The following is a 21,738-nucleotide window of genomic DNA, read 5'->3' as shown; positions in this document are numbered from 1 at the left end:
TCAAGACCTGACAGCGCTCCGCCCGAGGGCGGATAGGACACGCTTCTGGCCATCAATCACATGGGCACTGATAAGTTTGCGCGCGGCGCGGACATCGCGCCGCTGCACGGCCTCGATGATAGCGCCGTGTTCACCAACGAGCTTTTGCGGGTCTCGTCCCTTGATGGCGCTGACGGAAAGGCGGACCAGGCGGTCGGCCTGATCAAGAACATCCCTGATGGCGGCCTCCATTCGGCTATTGCCGGAGGCTGCGGCGAGCGCATCATGAAAGGCTCTGTTGTAATCGATAAAATCCTCTTCGGGCCCGATGGATCGAAAACGATCGAGGGCCGACAGTGTCTGATCGTCGGCGCTCTCGATCGCAGCCGCGACACATGCGGGCTCCAGTGCAAGGCGGAACTGGAAGAGATCCCGGACATCCTTCATCGAAATCGGATTGACCTGATAGCCTTGGCGCGGCTGCACAGTCACCAGCCGATCCTGCTGCAATCGCAATAATGCTTCCCGGATCGGCTGTCGGCTGACCTCATAACGGGCAGCGAGATCCTGTTCGCGGATCTCCTCGCCCGGCATCAAGCGGCAGGTCAAGATTTCGGTGCGAAGCGCGTCGTAGATATTTTCTCTGAGCAGCAAGTTCGTATCCCGCCTCTGGAATAAGCGCGTTTCGTGATATTTCACAAGACGAGTCTTACACCTGAAAAATAAGGATTTGCAATACACGAAAATGGGATTTATGAAATATCAAGACGGACGCATTTGTGGATTTTTGATGGACAAGAAAATGCACCTTTACGTGGCCGGTCGCGGACAGCCGCTGATCCTGCTTCATTCGTTGCTGTCCGACCGTGAAAGTTTCGATCGGATAATGCCCGCGCTCACTGCGCATTATCGAGTGATCGTCCCCGATCTTCCAGGTTTTGGCGGATCGCCCGCGAGCTTGGAAGGTTTTGACGAAACCGCCGATCGTATCGCAAGCCTGATCGAAGCATTTGCGGCGAATGGGGAAGCTGCCCTGATCGGAAATGGTTTCGGCGCATTCGTGGCGCTCCAGACTGCGATCAGGCATCCTGCGCTAGTATCCCGTCTTGTTCTGATAGGCTGCGGGGCAAGATTTTCGGACGAGGGCAGGGAGGCGTTTCGAAAGATGGCGGCGGCCGCGTCAGCGGCCGGGCTTGCCGCGATTGCCGAAACCGCGATGAACAGATTGTTTGCCGCCGAATTTCAAGAAAGCCATCCTGATCTAATGCAGGATCGTCGCCAGGCGTTTCTCCGCACGAATGTGGGTGTTTTTTGCGAGGCCTGCAACGCACTCGCTTCGCTTGATCTGTCGGCCAGCGTTTCGGCGGTGCGATGCCCGACACTGGTCATTGTCGGAGATGAAGATCGGGCAACACCACCAGAGATGGCCTATGATCTGGTCGGACGGCTTCGCGATGCCAGATTATCCATACTCAAGGGCTGTGCGCATGTACCGCCACTGCAAGCGCCCGACGAGGTTATCGCCCTACTTGATCAATTTCTCGCAGCCCCTGTTTCTGCCCACCCAAAGACGATCTCACTCGATCGGTAGGAGGGGTTTCTTCGTGTCGCTGCCTGGGTTTTACAAAGTTCGACCACGATCGCCTCTTGAAGGAGACATCTTTCGCTGAGCGGAAAGTGACGCGACTATCTTTTGCAGTCGAGGTCTAAGGATTTTGAGCATTGCCTCGTCAAGCTCCGGTCTGCCTGGCGCATCGATGTTCGAACAGTCCATATAATTGGAATAGCGAAGCTCGATCTGGATCGCTTCGACAGATGCACGATGGTGGCGTCTCAAGATGTAAGCACCGGCGAATGGTTCGTTAAGCGCCGTTATGAAACCCTCGCCGATGCAGAGGCGATAGAGCGCATCGAGTGTATCGGCTTTGCTCGATCGACCTTTAAGATTGCCCAGGCAAATGTCATTATCGGATGGCGCCATAAAGGCGTGCAGGTCCAGCAGTATCGCTGAACCGAATTGATCCACCACTTCGTCGAGCATTGCTGCCAGCTTCCGGTGGTAAGGTGCGTGATAGTTCTCAACCCGAGCGCCCAAGTCCTCGGCGCTGGGGCGCGATATGTGGGTGCGGCAACCAAACGCATCAAATTCGGCGACGGCTGCGATGCCAAATCGCGCGATGGGCGGGAAGGCCGATCGTGTGCACCAATCCCTGAGGCATACGCAGATACCGGAGCGTCTGGTTGGAAAACCTGGGCAGTTGAGGCCACAGACGAAGTGCGCATTTCCACGTACATATCCAATATCCAGGCCGCTCCACCGGTAAATCTAGGCATACAATAGCGCTGCTCGAAAGCTGCCCGATGCGCAGCCAATACAATTGCCCCGCCTTCCGGCCGCAAGACGCTGGAGGCGACTTCTTTCCAGAAAGGTGCTGTCGCCACTTCGGCGTCCAAGATGTGATGGATTGCCATCGTATAAGGAGAGATCGGTCGCCCTGGATTTATAAGCAGTGAGCCGCGCTCATCATCTACTCGCCATCCTCCGTCACGCCCAAGCACAACGTCCTGCCATCCGATCTCGCAAACGTCATTCGGGCCGTTCCCACTTGTTTCGAGGTCTATGACCCGGATGCGAGATTTTTGATTTGCAGGAGTTAATGCGATCCCGCCGCTATCACAACATGCTTAGATATTTCGGCCCGCTCCCGGAAAAGTCCAGAGACCAATCCGGCGGCGGTTCGACAGGCTTGCCAACTATTTTCGGAACCTTAAAGTTCGCCTCGCCGGTCCGTCAAGAATTCGCACCGCAATCACGCTGCAGCAAGCGTTGCGATTTTCGCTTTCACGGCCGGAACGACTTCCTGCCCATACAGCTTGATGCTCCGCGCAAGGGACTCATGTGGCATCGTGCCAATGCTGTACTTCAGCTGAAACCGCTGAATACCGAGCGTCTCTATGACCGGAGCAAGCTTTGCGGCCACGGTGTCCGGCGAGCCCACGTAAAGCGAACCCTGATCGATCTCCGCTTCGTATTCTCTTTCCGTGACGGGCCCCCAACCTCGTTCACGACCGATGCGATCCCGCATTGCCCGATAATGAGGCCAGAACTCGGCCTTTGCCTCGGCATCAGTCTGCCCGATGTAGCCTGGCGAATGAACGCCAACAGGAAGCGTCGGTAGGTTCAGCTTTTCCAGCGCCTGGCGATACAGGTCGACGTAGGGTGCAAAGCGATAGGGACTTCCGCCGATAATAGCCAACATCAGGGGTAGACCGTATTGGGCAGCCCGGATTACGGAGTTCGGACTGCCGCCAACGCCAAGCCAGGTCTTCAATGGCCCCTTCTCCACGAGAGGAAACACCCGTTGCCCGGTTAATGGCGCCCTGGTCGTGCCGGACCAGGTCACAGGCTGCTGGTCCAGAAGCCGGGCAAACAGCTCGACCTTCTCCTCAAAGAGCGTCTCATAGTCGTCGAGCGAATATCCGAATAGTGGGAAGGACTCGGTGAAAGACCCCCTCCCCAGGATGACTTCTGCACGGCCATTCGAGGCAGCATCGACAGTCGCGAAGCGCTGAAACACTCGCACAGGGTCGTCGGAACTCAATACGGTCACCGCCGAGCCAAGTTTGATCCGATCGGTCACTGTTGCGATTGCAGCCAGGACGGTTTCAGGAGTGGAGATCGCAAAGTCTTCGCGGTGATGTTCGCCAATACCAAAGAAATCGATACCGACCTCATCAGCAAGGACGGCCTCTTTGATGACGTTGCGAATGACCTGGGCATAGCTTTCAGGTAGGCCGTTTGGATCGTGCGTTACGTCACCAAACGTGTCCAATCCGAACTCGACATCGGAGTTTGTCATGATCATTTTTCCCTCGGGCCAGGTCGGCCAAGTTTGCCGACGCCCTCTCGCGTGGATTTTGGGAATTAAGTGATGTGCTGGACTCGGAAATGAAATGGCGAAAAATTCGATTGTCACCATCGAAATCGTCGAACGGCGTGAAACTACGCGATGACCCTCGTTCGGTGCAGCTTAGTCCCCGCCGAGTTCAACAGCACTCCAGAGGGACAGGATTTCATCCTTTCCGTCGCGTGTTGTGATGTCGATTGAAGGGATACTGAGCAGGAATTTAGTAAAGCTCTTTGATCAGCTGGCAACATGTATTTGGAATAGTCAGTAAGCGCAAGAAAGCGCATTTGTGGGCCTGAAACCCTGGCTGCAGGCGGGGTTCCTGGAATGCCCTGGTTGATATTGAAAATCGCCGCGATTTGAAGTGTGGGCTGTCGTGCACGCCGAAACCAACGCGGCTATCCCGACCAGCACGCAGCCGATCGTTAATATTCGAAATCTTTGCGTCATGATCACCTCCCATAAAGGGCTACACTTCTCCACGCAAAATGGTGCTCCATTCGATGGTTGCGAGATAGCAGATCTGCAGTAAAAAACGCTTTACGCAACGCCGTCCCTCCGGTATCTCCGCCGCACGTCAAATCGCCTGCCGACTCTGTCGGTTTTTGCGCTTTGAGCAACAAAAAGGGCGCTCCCCGGGAACGGGTTGAGCGCCCTATAAGTTTTCTACCGAGCCGTCGCGGCCGGGGATTACCCTGGCGATCGATTGGTGAAGGGATGACGTTCTTCGTCCCCTCGCCCTTGTCGGGTCGACGTTCTGTTCATGGAGTTCAGCTTCCGCCCTGTCGCGGTCCCGAGACACCCTGATCGAACATTGCAAAAGGTGCCGTGCACCTCTGGCGTCACTGGGAGGCTTTACTAAGCTGAGAATTTTACCGTCACGCCGCGCTGCCGAAAGTAAGCCTGCATGAGCTTCCTACCAGAACGATTGTTCTGCACGAGCCTTGCCGGGTCGAATACGGCCTCTTTCAAACCCTCCCGGGCCAACGCTGCCTTGAGGGTCGCTATATGCGCGTCGATGTCAGCATTGTCAGACTGAATCGAAACATAAACGCGGTCTATTGCATCTGCTACGGTCGGTTCGGTCACCATTGTACTCCGGTTCATGTTCTCTGGCGTTACCACGTGGTTCGGCCAGGTCCTATTGTAGTGAAAACTGCTTTCGTCAACCTAGCACGATGCCCTCGGAAGCGATCGGACATCTAAGGTCGAAGACTTCGGGAATTATCCGGCGTCGACACACGATGTTCGCGGGCAAAAAAAGAGGGCCGACGGAGAACCGTGGCCCATTAATTGTGAAGGTATAAACCTCCAGAGGGGAACAGCTGAAACGACGGAACTGGGAGGAAAGCCGTCGTGTTGCATCAGCTATGATCGTTATGCTCTTTTTTTGACCAGTTGGAAAACATTTTTTGTGCAATGCAGCTATGCAGCGGCGGACCATCCAGCCGAAGTAGCCTGCCTCGCTCAACGGCATTCAATTGCTACTCACTGTCCGGAGGGGGAGTTTGACCGTGCCGGAATGCCCCAAGAAGCTCGCCAAGAGGCCGTGCTGAGGAGGCCTACCTGTACACGGGTTCGACGAATTCGCTTGGTTTACTCGGCGTCGTCATTCGCCTTTGGGAACAGCTGCAACACATTCGACCCATTCGAGTGCGCGACAGTGCCAGCCTTTCGACGCAGCGAATTGTTTTCTCCAGCCTTTTGAATAGCTGAAACGAGACCTTCGCGCTGGCGATAATAGTCGGGCTTGGCAGGCAGGGTGAGGTCAAACTCTTCGAGCATACGTTCAATGATATCCATCGCTTCAGCCGCCAGACCAGCATAACCTTCTTGGCGCCGCTCGAAGAAGCCATTGTATCCGGGCCCGGAAAGGTCGAGGCTATCTAACGCATACGAAAGCGTTTTCACCCGGTTCGACAACCACAAAATTTCATCTGAAAGCTCGGGACCAAGAAGGTCCCAGTTTGCGCCCTGCGGAAGTGCGAGGGTTGGATCTGGAACGTGAAACGCGAATTCGCCTTCATCCATGGGATTGAATTCGGGCACGTCGTGAACGGCCGCATAGCTGGCTCCGACAAAGTCATCCAGGGCCAATACCGTCATCATCGCAAGGTTTCTAGCTTCGGCTTTCGGGCGCCGGTTGATACCAGACTTCGCAAAACCAATAACGATGGCCAGCAAGGAGCCAGCAACTAGGCTGCCAGCGCCGATGAACGCTCCCATTGCCATGATCCCTTGAGTGGTTTCGAAGAACTGCGTCAATAGTCACCTCGTTGAATAGAAGATGTGAGTTGCGAAGAGGCACGCACAGACGGAATCAGCACTTTCCGCTTCAGTTTGCCTCGAACTTGAATGATAGGGAACTCCGTTTCCGCCGGTCTGGCGCCATCGAGCAAGCTGACGACATCATGTCGTCGGCAACCACAGTTCCTATAAAGCCCTGGCAATGGAGCTATCGGTGCAACGATCCGATCACACCTGAAGTGATGTCGACTGGCTTGCCTTTCAAGGACCTAGTTCAGAACTGGCGACAACGCAGAATATCTCTTCCGCGCCGCCTTCAGCTGGCAGCAGTTGCGACTCACCGTCGTCCACCATACCTTCAAGCTATGCCCTTAGCTCACGCAATTGTCCTTCAGAGCGCCATCTCCGACAGCACCCGGTTGGGCGCTGGTAGAACGATGCTTGGCTGATGGGGTGGGCATAATCGCGATCTCCGGCAGGAACGCCTTCAGCTGCACGCCGAGTTCCTTCTCCAGCGCCATCACCTGGTTCGACAGCGCCGGCTGGGCGATATGCACCTTGGCTGCCGCCCTGCCGAAATGCAGCTCCTCGGCCACCGCAACGAAGTAGGATAGCTGGCGTAGTTCCGTAATACACCACGTTTTGTTCGTTAATCTCACAACGTATTGCACATGGACCCGTGGTGCCCGTCATGAACCAAATGTGGGCATGGAGACTTTTTCTTCGAACCTGAAGAGACGTGCTGAACAGCTTGGAATCTCGAATGCCGAGGTTGCTCGACGCGTTGATTTGAGCGAGCGTAGATATAGCAATTACATTTCCGGAACCCGGAAGCCCGATCTCGCTCGCTTGTAAAAATCTCATCGGTCTTAAAGACGAGCCTCGACGAACTCTTATCGAACGAGGTGAACAAGCCCGCGAAGAGCACCAAACGTAATCTTCAGGAGCGCATTGCTTCCGCAGTCGAAGTGCTAAACGAAGACGATCTCGCGAGGATCGCTATCATGTTGGATGCATTGGCCGCTGCTCGATCGTAGCCAAGCTCTGCCAGCGATCAAAATGGCCGCCTTGATAGGGTTCGACCTCGTGACCATCCTGTTGGCCTTAATACGCAGCAAGGTTCGACGGGTTCAATGGCTGGCTGGCGGTGGCGTCACCTTCGGATGGCACGCTGCCCTGACTACAAAACTCGATCTTTGACAAACGGCATTCAAAGGCAACTGATATCGAAGCCCCGAGTGCTGTCAGCTTTGGATTTTCTGTCAATAACCGCCCTGCGCCTCTGAGTTGGGTCATCTTACTGACTGAGGTGCTCAAGACATTGCCATCAAGAAAGTCGACAAGGAGCGACCGAAGTCGCTAAAACGCGGCACTTCGGGAGGGTATTGCCGCCCCCTTGCTCCGCTCCTCAATCCATGCCTCTATTTAACCTTAGAGGGGTGAGCTTCAACGTCATGGCATCACGCACGAAGATAGCCGCTTCGCGGCAGCGCGGAGCTGGGGTCGACCTCCATCCCCAAGGGACAACGGAAGACTTGAGGATGAGTGTTTTGCGCAAGAATTCAACTCGGGTTGGCCCCGGCTATCCACAGGTCGTCGTGCTCGTCGGCGCAACGGGCGATCTCTCAAGGCGCAAGCTACTGACCGGGCTGTTCCACCTCACCAATGCGGGCTTCATCCCAGGGTGCCGCATTATCGGCGTCTCGCTCGACGACATCGACGCCGATGCCTTCCGCACCATCGCCCGTGACTCGCTGGAAAAGTTCTTGACTCGCAAGTTCTCGCAGTCCGAATGGGAAGCGTTTGCCGCATCGCTCGACTACGTCCCGCTCGCTGCCGGCGCCAATGCTCTCAAGGAAGCGGTCGACAGGGCCGAGGAAGCACTGGGCGCCGAGACGCGGCGCGTGCATTATCTATCCGTGCCACCAAGTGCCGCCCTTCTGGCCGTGCAACTCCTCGCCCAGGCTAAGCTGACTGAACGCTCCCGTATCATCATGGAAAAGCCCTTCGGCACGGACCTTGCCAGTGCCGTTGCACTGAACAAGAAGCTGCACGAAGTGTTCGACGAGAAGCAGATATTCCGCATCGACCATTTCCTCGGCAAGGAGCCGGCGCAAAACATCCTGGCCTTCCGATTTGCCAACGGCCTGTTCGAACCAATCTGGAACCGCAACTTCATCGACCATGTGCAGATCGACGTTCCGGAGACGCTCGGCCTTTCCACCCGCGCCGCCTTTTACGAGACCACCGGCGCCTATCGTGACATGGTGGTGACTCACCTCTTCCAGATCCTCGGCTTCATGGCGATGGAGCCGCCTACTGCCCTTGAGCCTGCGCCAATCTCGGAAGAGAAGAACAAGGTGTTCCGCTCCATGTTGCCGATTGAGCCGAGGGACGTGGTGCGCGGTCAATACATTGGCTACCGTAATGAGCCTGGCGTCGATCCCGAAAGCGACACTGACACCTTCATCGCCCTAAAATGCGCCATCGACAACTGGCGCTGGGCGGGCGTGCCCTTCTACCTACGTACCGGCAAGCGCATGGCCGAGGGGCAGCGCATTATTTCGATCGCATTCCGCGAGCCCCCGAAATCGATGTTCCCTGCCGGCTCTGGCGTGGGGGCACAGGGCCCTGACCACCTCACCTTCGACCTTGCTGATGCCTCCAAGGTGTCGCTTTCCTTCTATGGCAAGCGCCCTGGACCGGGCTTCCGGCTCGACAAGCTCTCGCTGCAATTCGCCATGAGCGAAACCGGCCTGATTGGCGAAGTTCTGGAGGCCTATGAGCGTCTGATCCTCGACGCCATGCGCGGTGACCATACGCTGTTCACTACGGCCGAGGGTATTGAGCGGCTCTGGGAGGTTTCCCAACCTCTCCTCGATAACCCGCCGCCCGTACGCCTCTACGACCAAGGCGGCTGGGGGCCGAAGTCGATCCACCAACTCATTGCCCCGCACGCTTGGCGCCTACCGTTCGAGCGCGCCTGGAGGGATGCGGCAAAGCGTGATTGACGGTCAATGGTTGGATCGATGCTAGCGACCAGAATGGCGCCGACCAATTGCGAAAAATCCCAACACAATGACGTTGTCAGAGATGTGCAGGAAACCGAGTTTCGACCGCGAATGCTTGAGAGTGGCATTGGTGCGTGGATCTGAATTTGTGCGGAATTCGGTCTTTGACATCCATTATTTCGTCGCCGCGGTCGGGCCTTGCCGCGAACGGATTTCGGGCGTCTGCAGGCGAGTATTCGGTTCAGCATTGCGACGCCGATCACAGCCTTTGTTTGCTGAGCGGCGAACGAGCTATGCAACCCGCTGCAACGTCGTCCTGGCAAGTGCTCGCTCCAGAGCTTCGATACAGGCCGGATCGTGCAAATGCCCCCCGCGGATCACTATCGCCTTGCTGATTGGCATGGCAACTCGATACCGACGGTCCGCCGCCTTGGTAAATTGGCTGGGCTGTGGTGATCGCGTCAGAACTCGACGATTGGGATAGCGGTCAAGAAGAAGACCGTGCAAGCGGCCACGCCTGCGATACGCGGAGGCCGATCACCCTTCGACATTGCCTCGCATGTGTGTGAAAGCGGGCACGCTGCGGGAAAGCGGCATTCTGAAAGTTCAGAGGGTGTCTGGCTGCCATTTTCTTACTATCGATGGAACTTGCCGTCTCGAAGAAACGAGATGGCTTGCGCCCACATGACTTTGTTCGATGGAATGAATGTGTGGTTGGCCGCGATTACGATATGGTCGGCGGCTCCTGCAAGACGCGTGCTTTCTACAGTTACCTTGCCGTCATTGGCTTTTTGATAGCCAATGATCAAGGACGAAACCGGATCGATGCTTCGGGTTCCGGCAATGATGCCCAGTTCGAAATCCACCGGACCGAAAATATGGGCGAACGTGCTCTGATCGGTGGCGAGCTGCTGACCGGCAGGACCGTAGGCCGCCTTATACAATGGCACCTTCTGCAGGAAATCTGCGACTTGGCTGCCATTATTCGGTGTGCTGACCATCACCACGCGCCCGAGATTTGATGGCCGGTAGTCCTTCAACATGGCCCTGATGACCAACCCGCCCATTGAATGTCCTACCAGGTGAAGACGGCCTTCACAGTTACTCTCAGCCGCATCTTCGACTTCCGCTGAAACGATCTCCGCCAGTCGTTCGATTGGGTAACGGGTCGAAGGATAGTCAACGTTGCGAGTCATGTAGCCCTGGGTCTGCAGGTGCTTTTCAAACTTGCGCATGGAAGCGCTGGTCCTCTTGATGCCGTGGAGAAGAACAACGGTGTCAGTCATTTCGGGATGGTATCTCGATCAAAAGGAAAGCAGGCGACCCAGGTTAGCTATCTAAAGGCCTTGACTAAACCTAGCACTGTGACGGCGTCGGAGCGAGAACGCTATAGTATCTTACCAAGCGGCGGCCATAGTGCCGCCACAGAGTTCGGCCCAATCATGCTTGTATAACAAGCGGATGGCATAAAATGAGATTGGTGGCATTCCTCGCTGCGGCCCTTTTGCTGACGGTATTTAAAGCTCAAGCTCAAGACTACGAGCTGTACGACGGCTACGACGATTACGGCGGCTACTATTATGACGATCCATATAGTCCCTATCCGCCACCTCCCCCTTACTACGAACCAACGCCTCGATATCAGGAACCCTCGCGTGAGCGCAGGCGACAGTCGACACAAACAGCGCGGGGAACGATCGTGATCGCGACACGCGACCATACGCTTGTCTACACGACGGCATGGGGTGAACAATTTGCCTACCCCATCGCAGTCGGCCGCGAAGGCAAACAATGGTACGGATCGACGCGGGTTGTATCCAAACGAGCACATCCCGAATGGCGGCCAACTGCAAGCATGCGACAGAAAAATCCAAGGTTGCCAGCCGTCGTAGGGCCAGGTCCCTCAAATCCGCTCGGTACCCGAGCGATCTATCTTGCCGACGGCCTGCTACGCATACACGGCACCAACGATCCCTCCTCTATTGGCACCAACGCGTCGAGCGGTTGCTTTCGGATGTATCGCGAAGACGTCGAGGAGCTATATGAGATGGTGCGGCCGGGGACCCAGGTGATCGTCCAGCAGTAGTCGAATTTCGCTTGACCGAACTGTCGGGGACTTGCCTAGTCTCGGCCGATGTCATGATTGCCAAACAACTCTATGACCGCACTCGGGTCGATCGACAATGGTGGCCAAGAAATCGAGATTTATGCTTCACTGGCCCTGCGAAGACCGACGCGGTTCGCCGGGCTCATCGCGCAGAGCCAGGTCGTAGACAAGCGAAAGAACGGAAATACCGGCCTCGGTGGCAGCGCTCAGAAGGGTCTGCCGGAACTCTTCAGCGCTTATTTCACCGATGAGCGCATCAGCGCATGCCTTGACGGCTATGACATAATCCTCGCCATCGTCAAGGGGCCAGTCTTGTATGAGAACACGTGCCGCGTCGGTGAGATTCCGGATGACAATTTGCGGCTGATTGTTATGAAATTTGAGTCCGATCGGCGCAAAGGCCGAATATCTATTCGTTGCCATGCCTTCACCCAGTCCATTGAGAGGGTATTATACACGACGAAGCCGGGGTTATATTTCACATAGTTAAAACAAAGTTAACATGCCGAGAGTTGTCTCATGCTGAACGCCCCGAGGGACCCCACGGACGCCAAAGAACCCGCGATCGACTGTCCCTCGCCACTTCCGAGCCCGGGGCGCCACGTAAAGTCGGATCGATTGATAGGACCAGTAATTTGACGCACGTTCAGAGTGGGCCAAGCGTCGGTATCGCGGTGAATAGATAAGTGGTTTGTTCCGGTTCATATGCGTGGCGCGCCAAGCAACGTCTTTGTGCCGATGCTATTCGGTCACCTTGCAACGCAACGAAAGCCTCATATGCGCTCTGTCCCGCCACGGCGCCGGATCCGACCGATTATTTTGCGCCCAACGACCGCCGTTTGAGAAGCGCCGCGCGGATCAGGTCGTTCTTTGTCGGCTCAGGATCAGCAGCAACGTGCGGCACCGCAGCCAACGCGTCGGGCTGCATGCGGGTCCGCTTCATTTCCAGAAAGCGCCGCTGCGCCTGCAGTCTGTCCGCAGCGGAAACCGGTTCGACCGGCGCGCCGGCAAGATCGTGGCGCATGGAGTCAGGCTGGGCGCTTGCGAAATAATAGCGCTTCAAGCGGACATAAACTGCAATCACACGTCTGAGCCTGGTCACCCCGACGTCCGGCTTCAACAGCGCCCGGATCTCGCTGAAGATCCCAACCGCCAATGGGCGGATGGGATCGCCTGCCTTTTGCGGCAGAACGTCGATCGGTCGCACGAGAAGCGCGTTGATCGCGCTCGCCTTTTGAACATCACGCTCGCTCGCCGCGACCGGGCCGCAGCTCTCAGACCAGGGCTTATCCATCATTCCTCCGAAATGCCGTTCTTGCCGCTCGGGTGGCATATGATCTTGACGAGCGCATGAATAACCCGGGCTCGCGTCCCGACATATTGACTATGCGTGCGCGAGCCAGAGTCAATTGCGTCAAAGCGAACAGTATTTCCTGTCATGTCCAGGGAGCGATCCTTCAATCCCTGCCGGTCATCAGACGTTCGATGGGCGTTGCCGCGCAATTAAAGCCATTACAGCTTTCCTCGTTCCACCGACACAACTCTCGCAACTGACGGCCGGCCTTGCACGCCCTTGTATGTTCAATCTGCACTGATTGCTGGATGATTAGTGCGATCTCCGGTGGGACCATCCGGCGGAGATCACATGGAAGCTTGAAGGCGAAGTATCACCACAATCAGCGCGAAAGTCGACATGCCCTCCAACTTTGAGGATGTCATCGACGTCATGGGGAATGGGATTGGTTCGGGGCGCTGAATTCCCGTCCCGACATTCCGGCCGCAACGCCGGAGCACGATTTGTACGCGCTAATACGCGCCGTGCCGGTGGCGGATTTCGCCCACTGGATTGTGATCCTTCTTCGCTGTACAGCGAGAAGGTATCTGTTGCCGAGCCCATCACTTTTAGGTGCAATTTATGACAAGAAAAGTTTATCTCGCCGGTCCCGAGGTCTTCCTTCCCAACGCCCGCGAGATCCTCGACCGCAAGGCAGCACTTGCCCGTGAGGCGGGACTTCTCCCGCTCTCGCCCGGCGATCTGGAAATCCCGCACACGAACTCGAAGCGCGAGCGGGCCGCAGCGATAAACGCGGTGGACGAGAAGATGATGATCCAGGCTGACGCAATCATCGCCAATCTGACACCCTTTCGTGGCATTGCCGCCGATACCGGGACGGCCTTCGAACTCGGCTTCATGTGCGCAAGCGGTAAGCCTGTATTTGCCTACACGAATGTTGCACGCGATCACAGCGGACGAGTGAGCGATCTTTATGGCGGGGCCGTCGCGTATGATGGGGAAGGTCGACTACGTGACCCGAACGGGATTGCGATCGAGGATTTTGGCCTGGCCGACAATCTCATGCTGCACGCCGGGATCGAGCGGCGCGGTGGCGTCCTCATCGTCGGAGACGCGGCGCGGGATGCGCTCTATACGGACCTTGCCGCGTTCAGGACGTGTCTTGCCGTCGCCGTTGAGAAGCTGCGCTAAAGTGCTCAGTCCCGGCACTTGATGGATTGGGTCTAGGGTAAACCTTTCGGGCTCTCTGCATGCACAGCGTCGCCATCAAGGTGATCAGCGTAGACGTCGTTGTGCAGCACGGCAGCCGCCTCCGCCTTGCTGGCCGAGATGCCGTCATGGGCGCTGGCATGGATCATCCACATCATGGACGATCAGATCGTCGCGTTGCGGCAGCGACGAGAAGAGCGCGACATTGGCCGCAAATCTGCTACCGAAACAGAGCACCCTTTCAATCCCATAAGTCGCAGCCGCTTCCGCTTCGAGCGCCTCATGTGCTCATTCAGTTGGTTTGCCTGCCTTGCCGTCCAGGAGGTGAATGAGTTCCATGGGGAACGGGAATATGATCGTCGAACTGTTTTCCCCGGCAATAACGTTCAGCGTGCTCAAGTAGCGCAGCTGCATTGACAACGGTTGTCTGGCCAGCATTTCAGCCGCTTCCACCAGCTTTGCCGCGGCCTGCTGTTCGCCCTCGGCATTTATGATTTTCGCACGCCGCTCGCGTTCTGCCTCAGCTTGCCTGGCAATCGCACGGATCATCGACTCGTTGATGTCGACATGCTTGATCTCAACATTGGCCACTTTGATGCCCCAGGCGTCTGTTTGGGCGTCGAGCATTCTCTGGATATCTTCGTTGAGCCTGTCGCGCTCCGCGAGCATCTCGTCGAGATCGTGCTTGCCGAGCACCGAGCGCAACGTCGTTTGGGCAAGCTGGCTCGTGGCTGCCATGAAATCCTCGACCTGAATCACTGACTTCTCCGGATCGATGACCCTGAAGTAAATCACCGCGCTTACTCGAACCGAAACGTTGTCACGGGAGATGACGTCCTGGCTGGGGACGTCGAGCACGCGCGTGCGCAGGTCGACCCGAACCATTTGCTGTACGTAGGGAACAAGTAGGATCAATCCGGGGCCTTTAACGCCGGTAAATCGACCAAGTGTAAAGACGACGGCCCGCTGATACTCGCGCAAGATTTTGATCGCGTTCGCCAGGACGATCAGCAGCAGGACGACTGCGACGATATAGAAGATGAAACCTCCAATCATGGTCATGTGCGCTCCTCCTTGCTTTCTTTCTTGCGGGGATCACGGGTGACCTCGAGGGTTAGCCCATTTCTGGCAATGACCGTCACGTCGTCTCCGTCCGTGAGCGGTTCGGCGGAGGCGGCGCTCCAGCGCTCTCCATGCGCGACAATGTAGCCGGTCGTGCCCGTCCAACTGGAGACCTTCCCTGAAATGCCGATCATCTGCTCCGCACCGGTCACCACGGCACGCCGGCGCGCGCCGAATGCAAGGCGAACGACAATGAGGCTGAAGGCGAGGGCTGAAACACCGATACCAACCAGGACCTGTCGGCTCACTTTCAGATCGGGCACATCCGTATCGAAGAGAATGGTTGCGCCCAGGACGAGGGCGACCACACCGCTAAGGCCGAGGACGCCGAATGTCGGTGCATGCGCCTCCGCGACAAAGAGAGCAACCGCAAGCACGATGAGGCCGATGCCGGCATAGCTGACCGGTAGCATTGCCAAGGCGTAGAGACCGAGCAGCAGGCATATGCCGCCGACTGTTCCCGGGATAACCGCTCCGGGCGTGAGAAACTCGAATATCAGGCCGTAAATGCCGATAACCATCAGAATGAGTGCGACATTCGGGTCGGCGATGACCGAAAGCAGGCGTGTTCTCCAGTCAGGCTCGATGGTCTGGACAGCGAGGCCCGTCGTATCAAGCCGGATGTCCGTTCCTCCTGCCCGTACCGTGCGACCGTCGGCTTTCGCCATCAGCTCGTCGACGGTGACCGCGACGAAATCGACGACTTTTTCGCGTTCGGCCGCAGTCGATGAGAGACTGGCTGCGTCGCGTACCGCCTTTTCCGCCCAGTCGGCGTTGCGATTGCGCAACTCGGCCAGCCCCCGAAGATAGGCAGCAGCGTCGTTCACTGCCTTTGCCTCTCCAGCGTTGCGCGACTGTCGCTCCTTGCTGTCGCCGTTCTGGCCGTTGTCTTGTCCGCTCCCACCGAGAGCAATGGGCGTTGCGGCGCCCAGATTGGTACCCGGCGCCATGGCGGCGATATGACTGGCATAGAGGATGTAAGTGCCGGCACTGGCCGCGCGGGCACCGCTCGGAGCCACGTAGCTCGCGACCGGCACAGACGAGGCAAGGATTGCCCGAACGATGTCCCGCATCGACGTATCGAGACCGCCGGGCGTATCCATTTGCAGGACGACCAACGCCACTTTACGATCGTTGGCAAGCTGGATGCCGCGTATCACATAGTCGGCGGACGCCGGGCTGACGGCGCCATTCAATCGCAGCAGTAAAGCGACGCGTTCCGAGCCCGCTATCGGGGCGACGGAAAACAGGAATGCTGAACCCCAGATCAATGCCAAAGCGAAAATACGGATTGCCTCTCGGCAATACCTCCGGGGCCGCACGGTCACCCGATCAATATTCATACACTCAAATATACGCCAGATTTACCAAAAGATAAGGCAGAAGTTTCTTCACCAGCCACGGCGATCGCAAAGCGTATGTCAAATCTGAAGGCGATCGGTTGCCAGTAACTGGTATTGCACTTGAACACACTAGTGGCGTTTGTGTTGCGAGGCTTTGCGGCCAATGTGAATCCACTCATGAGAAAGATTTTTGCTATCCGGCCTTCCTTGAGTCCGGAAAAGATTTGAACCTACATCCCGTTAAGGGACCCGCTTCGCTCGATGTCAAACCTGCTGGAAGTCCGTAATCATTGTTGGCAAGTTCCGTCGTAGCCGACATGTCGAGAGAGCCGTTCGTCGTGATCGATCCGTGGTGGTTCAGTCTTGCGTCTCTCACCCGGATGCCATGCAGCTTCGCGCCCACGTCCTTTTCCACTGTGTGTTCCTTCCAGAATTATCGTTTGGTCACATGCCAAAAACCACGGCACCACCCATCAGGCCGGCGCCGGCGGCGGTGAGCAGCAGCTTTTCTCCTCCCACAAACCGTCGCTCGACATGGGCGATGGAGAGGGAAAGCGGGATAGTCGCGGCCGACGAATTGCCGAAGCTCTCGATCGTGCGGATCGTCTTTTCGGGCGCGATGCCGAGGTTGCCGGAGACGGCGTCGAACATGCGCGCGTTGGCCTGATGCGGAACGAACCGGTCGATATTGGCCGCGACAATTCCTGCTTGCTCCAGCGCCCGCTTCGAGGTTTCGGTCATCAAGGCGACGGCGCGCGAGAAGACCTCGCGGCCGTCCTGCATCGTCATCAGAAAATCCTCCGCACTGGTTTCGGGAGAGAACGGCCGGTTGCTGCCGCCGGCCGGGATGTTGATCAGGCCATAGCCGCTGCCGTCCGATACGAGATCGGCGGAGAGGAGGCCGCTTCGCCCATTCGTGCAGGGGGCCAGCACCACGGCGCCAGCCGCATCAGCGAAGAGGACGGCGCTTGCCCGCTCGGCAGGATTGATGCGGCGGCTCAGGATATTGGCGGCCACCACCAGGACGGCACGGCCATGCGCTCGGACGAAACCGTCCGCCAGCGTGAGCGCGTAGAGAAAGCCCGAACAGGCGCCGGCGAGATCGATCGCGCCGGATTTTTCCAGATCCAGCCGATGGGCCAGCAGCGGTGCCGAGGGCGGCAGAAGATGATCCGGTGTCGAGGTCGCGAGCAGCGTCAGTGCGATCTCGTTACGGGCGAGCCCGGCATCGTCGAGCGCCATCCGTCCGGCCTCGGCGGCAAGGCCGCTCAGTGTCTCGCCCTCTTCGGCCCAATGGCGCGTGCGGATGCCGGTTCGGCGCTCGATCCAGCCTGTTTCCAGGCGCAGGCGCGCTTCGATCTCGGCATTGTCGACGCAGCGAGCCGGCACGGCATGCCCGAAACCGGCCATGCGGGAAGAACGATCCGACATCATCCCGTGCTCCCGAGAACGATCGACGCGATCTCATCTATGGCGTCATAGGCGCGGCCGAGATCGTCTGCGGTCACGCAATAGGGCGGCATCAGGTAGATGACGTTGCCGAGCGGACGGATCAGCAGGCCGCGTTCGCGAAATAGTCGCCGCATGCGCGGGCCAGCCTCGGCGAGATAACCGCCAGAGGGTACGACGAGATCGAGCGCTGCGATCGTTCCTGACTGCCGTATATTGGCGAACCGTTTGTCGCCCTCGAAACGCTGCAGGTTCTGCCGGTGCAGTGCTGTGAGATTTTCGATACGCTCAAAGACCGGTTCGTTCCGCCAGATTTCGAGATTGGCGACGGCGGCCGCACAAGCGATCGGGTTGGCGGTATAGGAGCTGGAATGGAAGAAGGTCTTGCGCCGGTCGGTGGAGAGATGGGCATCGAAGATGTCGCCGGTGGAGAGGGTTGCCGCAAGCGGCAGCGCGCCGCCCGTCAGCCCCTTGGATGTGCATAGGATGTCGGGCGTGATGCCGGCCTGCTCCGAGGCGAACATTGTGCCCGTCCGGCCCCAACCGGTCATCACTTCATCGGCGATCAGCAGGCAGCCATGGTGCAGGGCGATTTCCTTCAGGCCGGCAAGTGTACGGGCATCATAGATCTTCATGCCACCCGCCCCGAGGACCAAAGGCTCGATCACCAGGGCCGCGACCCGGGCCGAACGGCAAAAGTTCTCGAACATGTCGAGCGTCAGCTGCTTTCGGCCCGGTTCCGGGAAAGCAAGCCGGTCGACGCCGAAGAGTAGCGGTTCATAGGCGGCGTTGAAAACGCCTCGCTCGCCGGTCGACATCGTGCCGATCGTATCGCCGTGGTAGCTCCCCTCCACCACTACGATCCGATCGCGCGCCTCTCCCCTGTTGTGGAAATAACCGAGTGCCATTTTGAGCGCCACCTCGACCGAGGTCGAACCGCTGTCGGAATAGAAGACATGGCTTAACCCCGGTGGAGCGATCTCGATCAATCCCTCGGCCAATCGTTCGGCGGGCGCGTGCGAGAATTCGGCGAAAATGATTTGGTCATAAGCCTCCGTCGCCGCCCGGATCGCCGCCATGATCACCGGATGCCGGTGGCCATGGGTGATGACCCACCAGGACGAGATCGCGTCGAGAAAGCAATGACCATCCTCATCGACCAGATAGGCGCCGTCGGTCGATGCGATACGTTTCATCGGCGGTTCGAGCGCATGCTGGGTGAAGGGGTGCCAGACGGCCGAGCGGGTCATGCGGGCACCTCCGCAAAGGAAGCGAGATCGAAATTGCCGCGGAACGCCGTGCGAAGCCCATCGGGCGTAATGTCCTGGAGCCAGGGGAGCCGGCCGAGTGAGCGAATGCCACCCATTTTTTCGATAATGCGCTGCGTTTCTTGGTTCTCGTCGCCGATGAAGGTGATGCCGAACACCGGAATGTTGCGATGTTTCAGAGCTTCGAGTGACAGCAGCGTGTGGTTGATCGTGCCGAGCGATGTCCTGGCGCAAAGGATGACGGGAACCTGCCAGCGGGCAAACATATCGGCGAAGACCAGATCGTCCGAGAGCGGCACGAGCAGCCCGCCCGCCCCTTCGATCACCAATGGCCGGTCTGTCATCGGCGGCACCAGCCTTTCCGGCTTGATCGCAACGCCATCCAAACGGGCTGAAAGATGCGGCGAGGCAGGTGTGGCAAGGCGATAGGCTTCCGGCAGGATGCGCGTGAGCGGCACGCCGCCGAGCCGCATGACCGTCTCGCCGTCGGTCTCGTCCTCAAGCCCCGACTGGACGGGCTTCCAGTAATAGCCCTCCAATGCCGCGGCAAGGCCTGCAGCAAAGACGGTCTTACCGATACCCGTATCAGTGCCGGAGACGACGAGCCGCGGCATCATGGCCTGTCCTCTTCGATCGCCGCGGCCAGCCTCCGAACCAAGGCCACAATCTGCTCCTCATCCACATTGAGCGAAATGGAAACCCTCAGCCGAGCCGTACCCCCAGGCACGGTCGGGGGCCGGATCGCCCGTACGTCGAAGCCATCCGCCTGCATGCGCTCCGCGATCCGGAGCGCGCGGGCATTGTCGCCGAGCATCACGGGCAGAATCTGCGAACCGCTGGGGATGATGCCGAGCCGACAGGACAATTGTTCGCCGGCGAAGTTTTTGAGGCGCTCCAGCCGCATGCGCCGTTCCGGCTCGTCGGCGATCATGCGCAACGCCTCCCGCACTCCTGATGCCATCAGCGGCGACGGGGCGGTCGAGTAGATGAAATTGCGTGCGCGGTTGATGAGATAGTCGGCAAGGACAGCAGGCAGCCCAAGAAGCGCGCCGGAGACGCCGAGCGCCTTGCCGCAGGTATGCAGGACCAGAACATTGCCGCGGCTTTCCAGCCCCGAAGCAAGACCGCGGCCGCCGGGACCGAATATGCCGGTGGCATGCGCTTCGTCGACGACGAGGAAGCCATCATGCCGATCGGCAAGCTCGGCGAGCTCAAAGACCGGCGCTTGATCCCCGTCCATCGAATAGAGGCTCTCGACCGCAATCCAGGGACACCCCTTGCCGCCGCGCTCGCGCCAGCGTCGGATCGCCTGATCGAAAACGTCGACCTCATTGTGCGGCACCGCGACCGCCTCCGCCTTGCTGGCCGAGATGCCGTCATGGGCGCTCGCATGGATCAGCGCATCGTGGACGATCAGGTCGTCGCGCTGCGGCAGCGACGAGAAGAGCGCCACATTGGCCGCAAATCCACTGCCGAAATAGAGGATCTTCTCGACCCCGAAAAACGCAGCCGCTTCCGCCTCAAGCGCCTCATGTTCGGCGTGATTGCCGCGCAAAAGCCGCGAACCGCCTGCACCGGCTGGCACGCCCCTTTGGATCGCGCCTGCAATCGCTGCCTTCAGGCGGGGGGCATTGGCGAGCCCGAGATAGTCATTGGAGGTGAAATCCACGCCTTGCTGCGGGGTGAGCGTGCGTAGTCGCGACTTGCGCTGAAGGCCCGCGAGCGTGACCTCATAGCGGGCGAGCGCCGGCGAACTCAACGAGACTGCTCCAGTTCCATCGGCTTCAGCCCGAGCCGGCTGAAGAGGGCCGCGTCATGATCCTCGCCGGGATTTTCCGCCGTCAGCAGCGTGTCGCCGACAAAGATCGAATTGGCCCCGGCGAAAAAGCAAAGAGCCTGTGTCTCGTCGCTCATATCGGTGCGGCCGGCCGACAGGCGGACATGCGAGCGCGGCATGAGGATGCGCGCGAGTGCAATGGTGCGGACGAAGTCGATCGGGTCCACCGGCGCTGCATCGGCAAGCTTGGAGCCCGGGATCGGGATCAGCATGTTGATCGGCACACTTTCCGGAGGTGCCGGCAGATTGGCGAGCGTCACCAGCATCGAAATCCGGTCTTCAATTGTCTCGCCCATGCCGAGAATGCCGCCCGCGCAGACCTTGATCCCGGCATCGCGGACATTGGCGAGCGTGTCTAGCCGGTCCTCAAAGCTGCGGGTGGTGATGATCTCCGAATAATAGCGCTCGGACGTATCGACATTGTGATTGTAGTAATCGAGGCCGGCCTCGGCGAACCTTTCGGATTGCGCCGGCGTCAACATGCCAAGCGTCATACAGGTTTCCATCCCGAGTGCCTTTACGCCCTCGACCATGGCGACGAGCGCCTCCATATCGCGCTCTTTGGGATTGCGCCACGCGGCCCCCATGCAGTAGCGCGTCGCACCGCCTTCCCTTGCCCTCCGCGCCTCGCCGAGCACGCGCTCGACTTTCATCAGCTTCGACGCCTTGAGACCCGTCGGATAGTGAGCGGACTGGCTGCAGTAACCGCAATCCTCGGCACAGCCACCGGTCTTGATAGACAGCAGCCTGCTCATCTGAATGGCATTGGGATCAAAGTGCGCGCGATGAATCTGTTGGGCACGATAAAGAAGATCATTGAACGGCAAGTTATAGATAATTCCCGCCTGCTCATTTGAGATGGGGGGGCCAACCGGCGAACTGTTTTCAAATACACTGACCGGCAGCGCCACATCGTCCATCACCTGGTCACCTTTCAATAGATAGAATCTGCTTTTATCTATAA

General features: G+C 58.3%; 20 protein-coding genes and 3 pseudogenes. 6 read left to right on the top strand and 17 right to left on the bottom strand.

From position 1 onward, the window contains the following. Positions 1 to 633 (bottom strand): GntR family transcriptional regulator, encoded by a 633-nt coding sequence (locus AB8B33_RS27065; protein ID WP_162748173.1) that lies wholly within the window; start codon positions 631 to 633, stop codon positions 1 to 3. A gap of 136 nt (positions 634 to 769) precedes the next feature. Here AB8B33_RS27065 and AB8B33_RS27060 point away from each other — a divergent pair, with 136 nt between their 5' ends. Beyond that, positions 770 to 1,570, top strand: coding sequence for an alpha/beta fold hydrolase (locus AB8B33_RS27060; protein ID WP_439017728.1), 801 nt, complete (start codon positions 770 to 772; stop codon positions 1,568 to 1,570). Positions 1,571 to 1,600: 30 nt separating this feature from the next. On the opposite strand, the gene AB8B33_RS27055 is transcribed toward AB8B33_RS27060, so the two are convergent. The 6 genes and pseudogenes from AB8B33_RS27055 to AB8B33_RS27030 all read right to left on the bottom strand — a co-directional run. After that, entirely contained in the window at positions 1,601 to 2,098 is a 498-nt protein-coding gene (locus AB8B33_RS27055) for an N-formylglutamate amidohydrolase (protein ID WP_439018860.1), read from the bottom strand. 326 nt (positions 2,099 to 2,424) lie between these two features. Beyond that, a pseudogene (locus AB8B33_RS27050) lies at positions 2,425 to 2,556 on the bottom strand (DNA polymerase III subunit epsilon); the annotation flags it as partial. Between the two features lie 233 nt (positions 2,557 to 2,789). Beyond that, the gene (locus AB8B33_RS27045; protein ID WP_439017727.1) at positions 2,790 to 3,839 is read right to left on the bottom strand and encodes an LLM class flavin-dependent oxidoreductase; all 1,050 of its coding nucleotides are present in this window, start codon (positions 3,837 to 3,839) and stop codon (positions 2,790 to 2,792) included. Positions 3,840 to 4,745: 906 nt separating this feature from the next. Continuing rightward, positions 4,746 to 4,979, bottom strand: coding sequence for a hypothetical protein (locus AB8B33_RS27040; RefSeq protein ID WP_037107111.1), 234 nt, complete (start codon positions 4,977 to 4,979; stop codon positions 4,746 to 4,748). A gap of 504 nt (positions 4,980 to 5,483) precedes the next feature. After that, on the bottom strand, positions 5,484 to 6,152 hold the full coding sequence (locus AB8B33_RS27035; RefSeq protein WP_439017726.1) for a hypothetical protein: 669 nt from the start codon (positions 6,150 to 6,152) through the stop codon (positions 5,484 to 5,486). 470 nt (positions 6,153 to 6,622) lie between these two features. Further along, a pseudogene (locus AB8B33_RS27030) lies at positions 6,623 to 6,766 on the bottom strand (helix-turn-helix domain-containing protein); the annotation flags it as partial. Between the two features lie 76 nt (positions 6,767 to 6,842). Between AB8B33_RS27030 and AB8B33_RS27025 the strand changes: the two are divergent. Then, complete coding sequence (locus AB8B33_RS27025; RefSeq protein ID WP_439018859.1) at positions 6,843 to 6,989, top strand: helix-turn-helix domain-containing protein; 147 nt, start codon at positions 6,843 to 6,845, stop codon at positions 6,987 to 6,989. 686 nt (positions 6,990 to 7,675) lie between these two features. Further along, entirely contained in the window at positions 7,676 to 9,145 is a 1,470-nt protein-coding gene (gene zwf, locus AB8B33_RS27020; RefSeq protein ID WP_439017725.1) for a glucose-6-phosphate dehydrogenase, read from the top strand. 635 nt (positions 9,146 to 9,780) lie between these two features. On the opposite strand, the gene AB8B33_RS27015 is transcribed toward zwf, so the two are convergent. Continuing rightward, positions 9,781 to 10,431, bottom strand: a complete 651-nt coding sequence (locus AB8B33_RS27015) for an alpha/beta fold hydrolase (RefSeq protein ID WP_439017724.1) — start codon at positions 10,429 to 10,431, stop codon at positions 9,781 to 9,783. Positions 10,432 to 10,616: 185 nt separating this feature from the next. Between AB8B33_RS27015 and AB8B33_RS27010 the strand changes: the two genes are divergently transcribed. Then, positions 10,617 to 11,231, top strand: coding sequence for a L,D-transpeptidase (locus AB8B33_RS27010; protein WP_439017723.1), 615 nt, complete (start codon positions 10,617 to 10,619; stop codon positions 11,229 to 11,231). A gap of 72 nt (positions 11,232 to 11,303) precedes the next feature. Further along, positions 11,304 to 11,738: a hypothetical protein gene (locus tag AB8B33_RS27005; RefSeq protein ID WP_439017722.1), complete on the top strand. Its 435-nt coding sequence runs from the start codon at positions 11,304 to 11,306 to the stop codon at positions 11,736 to 11,738. Positions 11,739 to 12,066: 328 nt separating this feature from the next. On the opposite strand, the gene AB8B33_RS27000 is transcribed toward AB8B33_RS27005, so the two are convergent. Then, positions 12,067 to 12,546, bottom strand: coding sequence for a ProQ/FINO family protein (locus tag AB8B33_RS27000; RefSeq protein WP_439017721.1), 480 nt, complete (start codon positions 12,544 to 12,546; stop codon positions 12,067 to 12,069). A gap of 621 nt (positions 12,547 to 13,167) precedes the next feature. On the opposite strand from AB8B33_RS27000, the gene AB8B33_RS26995 reads away from it, so the two are divergent. After that, entirely contained in the window at positions 13,168 to 13,737 is a 570-nt protein-coding gene (locus AB8B33_RS26995) for a nucleoside 2-deoxyribosyltransferase (RefSeq protein WP_113324301.1), read from the top strand. Between the two features lie 86 nt (positions 13,738 to 13,823). Here AB8B33_RS26995 and AB8B33_RS26990 read toward each other — a convergent pair. From AB8B33_RS26990 to bioB, 8 genes and pseudogenes are all read right to left on the bottom strand, one after another. Further along, positions 13,824 to 14,040: pseudogene (locus tag AB8B33_RS26990) on the bottom strand (8-amino-7-oxononanoate synthase); the annotation flags it as partial. Between the two features lie 3 nt (positions 14,041 to 14,043). Further along, positions 14,044 to 14,817 (bottom strand): slipin family protein, encoded by a 774-nt coding sequence (locus AB8B33_RS26985; protein ID WP_113324302.1) that lies wholly within the window; start codon positions 14,815 to 14,817, stop codon positions 14,044 to 14,046. Further along, positions 14,814 to 16,220 carry an NfeD family protein gene (locus tag AB8B33_RS26980; RefSeq protein ID WP_439017720.1) on the bottom strand — a complete coding sequence of 469 codons (1,407 nt, stop codon included), beginning with the start codon at positions 16,218 to 16,220 and terminating at the stop codon, positions 14,814 to 14,816. Before AB8B33_RS26980 ends, AB8B33_RS26985 begins: the two co-directional genes overlap by 4 nt. 444 nt (positions 16,221 to 16,664) lie before the next feature. Then, the gene (locus AB8B33_RS26975) at positions 16,665 to 17,651 is read right to left on the bottom strand and encodes a beta-ketoacyl-ACP synthase III (protein WP_439017719.1); all 987 of its coding nucleotides are present in this window, start codon (positions 17,649 to 17,651) and stop codon (positions 16,665 to 16,667) included. Continuing rightward, positions 17,651 to 18,919, bottom strand: coding sequence for an adenosylmethionine--8-amino-7-oxononanoate transaminase (locus AB8B33_RS26970; RefSeq protein ID WP_439017718.1), 1,269 nt, complete (start codon positions 18,917 to 18,919; stop codon positions 17,651 to 17,653). The genes AB8B33_RS26975 and AB8B33_RS26970 overlap by 1 nt, the downstream gene beginning before the upstream one ends. After that, entirely contained in the window at positions 18,916 to 19,554 is a 639-nt protein-coding gene (gene bioD / locus AB8B33_RS26965; RefSeq protein ID WP_439017717.1) for a dethiobiotin synthase, read from the bottom strand. The genes AB8B33_RS26970 and bioD overlap by 4 nt, the downstream gene beginning before the upstream one ends. Beyond that, complete coding sequence (locus AB8B33_RS26960) at positions 19,551 to 20,696, bottom strand: 8-amino-7-oxononanoate synthase (RefSeq protein ID WP_439017716.1); 1,146 nt, start codon at positions 20,694 to 20,696, stop codon at positions 19,551 to 19,553. Before AB8B33_RS26960 ends, bioD begins: the two co-directional genes overlap by 4 nt. Further along, positions 20,693 to 21,694 carry a biotin synthase BioB gene (bioB, locus tag AB8B33_RS26955; protein WP_113324307.1) on the bottom strand — a complete coding sequence of 334 codons (1,002 nt, stop codon included), beginning with the start codon at positions 21,692 to 21,694 and terminating at the stop codon, positions 20,693 to 20,695. The genes AB8B33_RS26960 and bioB overlap by 4 nt, the downstream gene beginning before the upstream one ends. Positions 21,695 to 21,738: the final 44 nt, after the last annotated feature.

It is taken from the genome of Rhizobium sp. 768_B6_N1_8 (assembly GCF_051811225.1).
In the GTDB taxonomy this organism is placed as follows: domain Bacteria; phylum Pseudomonadota; class Alphaproteobacteria; order Rhizobiales; family Rhizobiaceae; genus Rhizobium.
This window is presented reverse-complemented; position numbering and strand designations above follow the sequence as displayed.

Excerpts from the sequence above, each read along its gene's own strand:
- AB8B33_RS27060 (WP_439017728.1), top strand. The coding sequence starts at position 770 with ATGGACAAGAAAATGCACCTTTACGTGGCCGGTCGCGGACAGCCGCTG.
- AB8B33_RS27045 (WP_439017727.1), bottom strand. The coding sequence starts at position 3,839 with ATGACAAACTCCGATGTCGAGTTCGGATTGGACACGTTTGGTGACGTA.
- AB8B33_RS27040 (WP_037107111.1), bottom strand. The coding sequence starts at position 4,979 with ATGGTGACCGAACCGACCGTAGCAGATGCAATAGACCGCGTTTATGTT.
- AB8B33_RS27025 (WP_439018859.1), top strand. The coding sequence starts at position 6,843 with ATGGAGACTTTTTCTTCGAACCTGAAGAGACGTGCTGAACAGCTTGGA.
- zwf (WP_439017725.1), top strand. The coding sequence starts at position 7,676 with ATGAGTGTTTTGCGCAAGAATTCAACTCGGGTTGGCCCCGGCTATCCA.
- AB8B33_RS27015 (WP_439017724.1), bottom strand. The coding sequence starts at position 10,431 with ATGACTGACACCGTTGTTCTTCTCCACGGCATCAAGAGGACCAGCGCT.
- AB8B33_RS27010 (WP_439017723.1), top strand. The coding sequence starts at position 10,617 with ATGAGATTGGTGGCATTCCTCGCTGCGGCCCTTTTGCTGACGGTATTT.
- AB8B33_RS27005 (WP_439017722.1), top strand. The coding sequence starts at position 11,304 with ATGACCGCACTCGGGTCGATCGACAATGGTGGCCAAGAAATCGAGATT.
- AB8B33_RS27000 (WP_439017721.1), bottom strand. The coding sequence starts at position 12,546 with ATGGATAAGCCCTGGTCTGAGAGCTGCGGCCCGGTCGCGGCGAGCGAG.
- AB8B33_RS26995 (WP_113324301.1), top strand. The coding sequence starts at position 13,168 with ATGACAAGAAAAGTTTATCTCGCCGGTCCCGAGGTCTTCCTTCCCAAC.
- AB8B33_RS26985 (WP_113324302.1), bottom strand. The coding sequence starts at position 14,817 with ATGACCATGATTGGAGGTTTCATCTTCTATATCGTCGCAGTCGTCCTG.
- AB8B33_RS26980 (WP_439017720.1), bottom strand. The coding sequence starts at position 16,220 with ATGAATATTGATCGGGTGACCGTGCGGCCCCGGAGGTATTGCCGAGAG.
- AB8B33_RS26975 (WP_439017719.1), bottom strand. The coding sequence starts at position 17,651 with ATGTCGGATCGTTCTTCCCGCATGGCCGGTTTCGGGCATGCCGTGCCG.
- AB8B33_RS26970 (WP_439017718.1), bottom strand. The coding sequence starts at position 18,919 with ATGACCCGCTCGGCCGTCTGGCACCCCTTCACCCAGCATGCGCTCGAA.
- bioD (WP_439017717.1), bottom strand. The coding sequence starts at position 19,554 with ATGATGCCGCGGCTCGTCGTCTCCGGCACTGATACGGGTATCGGTAAG.
- bioB (WP_113324307.1), bottom strand. The coding sequence starts at position 21,694 with ATGGACGATGTGGCGCTGCCGGTCAGTGTATTTGAAAACAGTTCGCCG.